Source organism: Coprobacter sp. (genome assembly GCF_982436375.1).
The window spans coordinates 1-7,030 of the sequence record NZ_CEWDCG010000161.1 but is presented as its reverse complement, the minus strand read 5'-3'; the positions used below and the strand labels follow the sequence as shown (position 1 = coordinate 7,030).

The 7,030-nt window shown below is 40.1% G+C and carries 3 protein-coding genes; 1 reads left to right on the top strand and 2 read right to left on the bottom strand.

Features of this window, described 5'->3' with window-relative positions; all coding sequences use genetic code 11:
* Nucleotides 1–110 precede the first annotated feature (110 nt).
* Complete coding sequence (locus AC1WHX_RS09210) at nt 111–1,802, top strand: LTA synthase family protein (RefSeq protein WP_302544874.1); 1,692 nt, start codon at nt 111–113, stop codon at nt 1,800–1,802.
* Nucleotides 1,803–2,031: 229 nt separating this feature from the next.
* On the opposite strand, the gene nifJ is transcribed toward AC1WHX_RS09210, so the two are convergent.
* Nucleotides 2,032–5,580 (bottom strand): pyruvate:ferredoxin (flavodoxin) oxidoreductase, encoded by a 3,549-nt coding sequence (gene nifJ / locus AC1WHX_RS09205; protein WP_270214718.1) that lies wholly within the window; start codon nt 5,578–5,580, stop codon nt 2,032–2,034.
* 52 nt (nt 5,581–5,632) lie between these two features.
* The gene (locus AC1WHX_RS09200; protein ID WP_303115551.1) at nt 5,633–6,811 is read right to left on the bottom strand and encodes an ATP-binding protein; all 1,179 of its coding nucleotides are present in this window, start codon (nt 6,809–6,811) and stop codon (nt 5,633–5,635) included.
* Nucleotides 6,812–7,030 lie beyond the last annotated feature (219 nt).

Sequence of the window (7,030 nt, the reverse complement as noted above, 5' to 3'; positions counted from 1 at the left end):
CCTATATAAGCATTAATCTTTTTAAAAATATAAATTTTAGACTTTTGTTATTTTATTTTCTGACTGCAATTTGCGCTGCAATATCCATAGAAATATTACAATACAACATAATGCAAAACGAAACATCTGCATTTACATTAGTAGTCAGAAAATTCAGAAGCCTGTTCGATGCGTGTATGCTCATGCTTCCTTTTTTTCTCATGAACAAACGGAAATGGATAATTTTCATTTTATTATTTCTCTTGGATATATTTTGTTTATCTCAAATATGGTATTTCAGGACATATCAGACTCTAATGCCCTTTTCATCCTATTTTTTATTCGATAACATTTCCGAGTTGCTGATAAAAAGCATTATCGGATCTATTCATCCGGGAGATATATGGGTCATTCTACCCACCATACTACTATTATTTTTGTACTTAGGATTTTATAAAAACAATACCGAAGCATACGAACCTCTCCCAAAACGTATCGCTTACGGTGCAATGATATTCATAATTTGTTCTTTCGGGTATCTTGCAACACCATTAAAAGCAGCGATAATAAAAGATCCGAACCGACCGTCTCCTTGGATAAGATGGACTGCATCTTTCGGACCGTCATTCTATGTCGAAGCAAACGGACTTGTTCCTTACTTTGTTTATACTTTAACTAAAGCGACAACAACTTCAAAAAAAATAACACCAGAAGAAAAAAACTATATCGACCGGTTCATTTTGTCAAAAGAAAAAAAACAAATACACAATACGATTCTTGATCATCCCCGAAAAAATCTGATCATCATTATCGTCGAGTCTCTCAATTCATGGCTATTAAACAGGACCATAGACGGAATCGAAATAACTCCCAACCTAAACCGTTTTATAAAAGAAGATTCTGTTATTTCGGCTTTGCATATTCTTCCCCAAGTAAAAGACGGCAGATCAAGCGACGGGCATCTTATGATCAATACGGGAATTCTACCTCTGCAATCAGGAGCAGCGGCAACAACCTGCAAAACAAAGCATTTTCCGTCATTAGCCGATGCCCTAAAACCTTATGGCTATTATAGCGCCAATATCATCAGCGATGCCGGAAGCTTTTGGAATCAAAAAGAAATGTCTAAAGCCTTCTCATTCGACACGCTCTATGACAAAAGATGTCTGGAAAAAGACGATATGATACGTGGCAGTATCAGCGATAAATCTCTGATGCAACAAAGTTTTAGGATCATAAAAAATTTGCCCGAGCCCTTCTTCTGTCAGATCGTAACCGCCTCGACACACATGCCTTATGACACTCCCATAAACAGAACCCGGATATCCGAGTCCAAGCAATTCACTCCTACGGTAAGAAACTGCATGGAAGCATTCCATTACACAGATCAGGCGATCGGATCTTTTATCGATTCTCTGAAAAAGAACAATTTATATAAAAGTTCAACCATCGTCATCGTCTCCGATCATGATGAATTAGGAAAAAACGTTTTAGACGGCAGAAAAAAAAGAGAATTATCTGATAGAGAAACCGCGATGATTATTCTAAATGCTCCACTTTCTCTAAATTATAATAATATTATGGGACAAATCGACATATACCCGACTTTACTCGATGTCATGGGCTTGAACAATTATTCATGGAGAGGAATGGGACACAGTATTTTACAATATCCCGTATCCAGTGCCGTACACTGGGACAAAAAATCGATATACGGAAATAGCGACTCTCCTCTTATACCTGATCAAATAAAAGCTTGGGACATATCAAATCTTATTTTATCCAAAGATTATTTCGGATCTTCTGCCTCTCGTCCAAAATAAAAAGGTTCAAGATATTCTAAACGACATAGTCTTCTACCAAGAGCTTATTCAAAATTTTCGATAAGAAAATATCATCAGGTCATTTCTGTATTTTCTTCCGGTCTGCTTCTCATTTTCATTTTTCAGATTGCCCGCTATCGTTCTTATAAAAAACTCAAATAAATTTATTACCGAAAATAAAAAGGGAGAACATAATGCTCTCCCTTTTTCAATATAACATAGATGAAAATCAATCTTCTACTTCAACACCCCACTGTTGTTTTGCAAGACGTTTGTAGTTATTATATCTCCATTTTGCATTATCTTGAGCAGCTTGGAATAATTCGGCGGCTTCGTTCGGATACTGTTTCATTACAGAAGCGTAACGAACTTCTCCCTTCAGGAAGTCTTGGAACTTATCCCATTGCGGTTCTTTGCTGTCCAATGTAAACGGATTTTTGCCTTCTGCCTCGAGCATAGGATTATAACGCCACAAATGCCAATATCCGCATTCAACAGCAGCAGCTTCTTCGGCCTGAGCTTTACCCATACCTTTCTTCAAACCGTGGTTGATACACGGAGCATAAGCGATAATAATAGAAGGTCCGTCGTAAGCTTCAGCTTCACGAATAGCTTTCAGAGTCTGAGCCTGATCAGCACCCATAGCGATTTGTGCGCAATATACATAACCATAAGTAGAAGCGATCAAACCAAGATCTTTCTTGCGTACACGTTTACCGGCAGCGGCAAATTTAGCAATAGCTCCTACCGGAGTCGCTTTAGAAGCTTGACCACCCGTATTCGAATAAACTTCAGTATCCAATACGAGGATATTTACATTCTTACCGGATGCAAGAACATGGTCGAGCCCACCGAAACCGATATCATAAGAAGCACCGTCACCACCGATAATCCATTGAGATTTCTTGATGAGATATTTGCTCAATGAAGCGATCTCCTTACAAATTTCACACTTATCGGCTGCAGCTTTTACCATCGGTGTGATCTTAGCTTCCAGTTCGATAGAACGTTCGGTATTTTCCTTATCGGCGATCCATTCGGTAAACAAAGTCTTCATTTCTTCGGAACAACCGCCTTCGATAGCCTGATTCATCAACTTAACGATACGTTCACGCATTTTGTCAACGGCAAGATACATACCGAAACCGAATTCACAGAAATCCTCGAACAAAGAGTTCGCCCATGCCGGACCGTGACCTTTTTCGTTTGTCGTATAAGGAGTCGAAGGGATAGAACCTGAATAGATCGAAGAACATCCTGTTGCATTAGCAACCATCTCACGATCACCGAACAATTGAGAAATCAATTTCACGTACGGAGTTTCACCGCAACCCGAACATGCACCGGAGAATTCGAAGAGAGGAGTAGCGAACTGTGAGTTCTTCACATTAGCCTTGATATCTACAAGATGCTGTTTGCTCTTCACGTTATTAATGCAATATTCCCAGTTGGCAGCTTGAGGCAATTGAGATTCAAGATCGGTCATAGCCAAAGCTTTACCATTCTTATTACCCGGACATACGTCAACACAGTTACCACAACCCAAACAGTCGAGAACATCTACCTGCATGCGGAATGTCATGCCGTCAAAAGCTTTTCCCACCGCTTTAAGCATCGGGAAATTCGCACCTGATTGTTCTGCCGCATCAAGAACGAACGGGCGGATAGAAGCGTGAGGACAAACATAAGCACATTTGTTGCACTGTATACAGTTTTCAGCTGTCCATACCGGAACAAAAGCTGCGACACCACGTTTCTCGTATTTAGCTGTCCCCTGATGCCAAGTACCGTCTTCAAGACCTTTAAATGCTGATACAGGAAGCAGATCGCCATCTTGTGCATTGATAGGACGAACAACTTCGTTGATGAACGCCGGATCATTGTTCGGCAGCACTTCATCATCCGGCAGATTCGCCCATGCAGGATCTACGGTGAGTTGTTTATATTCACCGCCACGGTCAACGGCAGCATAATTTTTGTTTACAACATCTTCACCTTTTTTACCGTAAGATTTTACGATGAACTTCTTCATCTGCTCGATAGCCAGATCGACAGGAATTACACCGGTAATACGGAAGAAAGCAGATTGCAGGATCGTATTGGTACGATTACCCAAACCGATTTCCTGAGCTATCTGAGTCGCATTGATATAATAAACACTTATGTTTTTCTGTGCGAAATAGCGTTTTACTTTATTCGGCAAATGCTTTGCCAGTTCTTCCTCGTTCCAGATCGTATTCAACAAGAAAGTTCCGTTCTCACGAAGACCGCGAGTCACATCATACATACGCAAATAAGCCTGTACATGACAAGCGACAAAATTCGGAGTATTTACCAAATAAGTAGAACGAATAGGGCTATCTCCGAAACGAAGGTGAGAACAAGTGAAACCTCCCGACTTCTTAGAGTCATAAGAGAAGTATGCCTGACAATGCTTATCGGTATTGTCACCGATAATTTTTACGGAGTTCTTGTTAGCACCGACTGTTCCGTCAGCACCCAATCCATAAAACTTAGCTTCAAACATACCTTCGCCACCCATGGCGATTTCTTCTTTTTGAGGTAAAGATGTAAAGGTTACATCATCAACGATACCGATAGTAAAGTTATTTTTCGGCATCGGCAAAGCAAGATTCTCAAATACGGCCAATATCTGAGACGGAGTAGTATCTTTAGAACCCAAACCATAGCGTCCGCCTACGATTTCAGGAGCATTTTCTTGTCCGTAGAACACATCTTTAACATCCAGATATAAAGGTTCTCCGGTAGCGCCAGGTTCTTTTGTACGATCCAGGACGGCAATACGTTTTGCAGTTTTAGGAACAGCGGCCAAGAAATGTTTTGCAGAGAACGGACGATACAAGTGTACCGAAACCAAACCTACTTTTTCACCTTTGGCTGTCAGATAATCGATAGCTTCACGGGCAGCTTCCGTTACAGACCCCATAGCGATAATCACACGGTCGGCATCTTCAGCTCCGTAATAATCGAACAGACCGTATTTACGTCCGGTAATTTTCGAAATTTCATTCATGTATTCCTCTACGATAGCCGGAACAGCTTCGTAATAGTTATTACATGACTCCCGATGTTGGAAGAAAGTATCCGGATTTTCAGCCATACCGCGAGCCACCGGATTTTCGGGGTTCAAGGCACGGTTACGGAATTCTTGAAGAGCTTCCTGATCGATTAGCGGAGCTAAATCTTCATTTTCCAACATTTCTATTTTCTGTATCTCATGAGAAGTACGGAATCCGTCAAAGAAGTTGACGAAAGGCACACGAGCTTTAATAGTCGATAAGTGAGCGACTCCGGCAAGATCCATAACCTCTTGAACCGAACCTTCTGCCAACATGGCGAATCCGGTCTGACGGGTCGACATCACATCTTGATGATCTCCGAAGATACAAAGTGCATGAGATGCCAACGTACGGGCAGAAACATGAAATACACAAGGGAGAAATTCTCCGGCAATTTTGTACATATTCGGGATCATCAACAATAATCCCTGAGATGCAGTATAGGTCGTAGTCAAAGCTCCGGCCTGTAAAGAACCGTGTACAGCACCCGCAGCACCGGCTTCCGATTGCATTTCTTGAACTAATACGGTTTCGCCGAAGATGTTCTTTCTTCCGGCAGCAGCCCATTCATCCACGTATTCTGCCATGGTTGAAGAGGGTGTGATAGGATAAATAGCAGCCACTTCACTGAACATATAAGAGATATGTGCAGCCGCTTGATTACCATCACAGGTCAACATTTTCTTTTGTTTGGTCATATTCTAAATATATATTTGAGAATTTAAAAATGCAATTACAATATTACTGAAATTAATATAAAAATCCGAACAACCACAGCGGAATTTTATTCTCCCTGCCGATTTCGGTACGATCTATCGTATAATAAATATCGGGATTTATTCTTCCCCGTATGTTTTCGCTCTCTATCTTAAAATTATACTTCTGATTAACAAGGAAATGCGTATTCTTTTCTCCTTTATTCAACCGGTTATCCTTATGCAAGGTATTATAAAAGAATGTCTCCCGAACCGCTTGCTCTTCTACTTGAGCCGGACGAATCGGGTACATCAGATTCGTATTGTGCATATATACCATTGCCGGCTTTTTGGGAAATTCCTCATCAACAGGATACAACATATTGATAAGTCGGGCATCTTTCAGATATTTGATATAGTTCACGACTGTAGCCCTCGATGTCTGTATCTCTTTGCTCAACTGACTCACATTCGGAGCAGAAGGTGCATTTACGGCTAACAAATATAAAAGCTTACGCACTTTCGGTAGATAAGTAAGTTCTATCTGTTTGATGAAAAGGATATCCACCTCCATCATCATATTCATCGTCTTAATCAAATTTTCCGAGAAATTACGCTTCTCCAGAAAAAAAGGATAAAAACCATGATGCAGATAGTCTTGAAAATATGCCAAAGGTTTCACTTTATTACATATTTCCGATGCAATAACCGTATGATTGCATAACAACTCGTCCAACTTCACCGAAGGAAAATCCGTCCCCGCCATCAGGTTTAAATATTCCCTAAAAGAAAATCCCCTCAGATTATAAGAATCCGCGACACCCGAAAGCAAAGGATTTTCCTCTTTTAACCGCATCACAGAAGAACCGGAAAAAACAATCTTCAACTCCAGAAAGTGGTCATAACAATATCTCAACTCTTCTGACCAGCCGGGATATTTAAATACCTGATCGATCAATAAAGTTTTTCCGCCCTTTATTCTGAATTCATCGGCAAAATCGACTAATGTCCGTTCGGTAAAATAAAGATGGTTCAGATTGATATAAAGGCAAGAACGATCGGTTCCGAAATTTTCCTTAGCATATTGCAGCAAAAACGTAGTCTTTCCGACTCCCCGACTGCCTTTGATACCTATAAGCCGGTGACTCCAATCGATCTCCCGCATCAGTTCTCTCTTTACAGGAGAGTTTACATGCTCTACCAGATATTTATGTGTTCTAAAGAATGCTTCCACGCTATTGTTCTGTAAGACGGGGCAAAGATAAAAAAAAATTGATTTTTTTGCAAAGTAGAGATTACAATTTGTACTATTTTTTCTGAAAGTTTTTCTTCTCTCCTCCCAAAAGAAAAGATACGAAAATATTACATTTTGTTTGTTTTGGTCTATTTTTAATTTCAAATGTTCTTTTATTCATCTTATTGAGTTTCAATATTTTATTCACCAACCCGAATA